Genomic DNA, 409 nt, shown 5'->3' with positions numbered 1-409 from the left:
TCGCTGGGTGATAACCGTGGGGTGGAGTTTGATGTCTATCCCTCTGAAATCATGAACGAAGTCATGGTTTACAAAACCCCTGATGCCACTCTGATGACACAAGGGATCGGCGGTACTATTGATATGCGCACCGTAAAGCCGCTTAGCTTCGGCGAACAGAGCATGTCCTTTACACTGCGTGGTGAAAAGAACGATATCGGCAAGCTCAATCCCGATGGGGAAGATACCGGCTGGCGCGGCAGCTTCTCTTATATTGATCAGTTTAATGATGACACTGTGGGCTTGGCCGTGGCCGTTGCCCATATGAAGTCCCCTAATAATGAAGAGCGTTTTAACACTTGGGGCTGGCCTGATGGAGTCGTGGGTGGTTTTAAACCTTTTGTACGTTCATCCGAATTGACCCGTGATA

General features: G+C 49.6%; 1 pseudogene. It reads left to right on the top strand.

The features are described 5' to 3' along the window. Window positions 1-409 (top strand): annotated as a pseudogene (locus J0A66_RS21855) (TonB-dependent receptor); the annotation flags it as partial.

This window comes from Bowmanella dokdonensis (assembly GCF_017254865.1).
GTDB lineage: Bacteria > Pseudomonadota > Gammaproteobacteria > Enterobacterales > Alteromonadaceae > Bowmanella > Bowmanella dokdonensis.
Note: the sequence above shows the minus strand (reverse complement) of the source record. Positions and strands in the feature narration are given on the sequence as shown.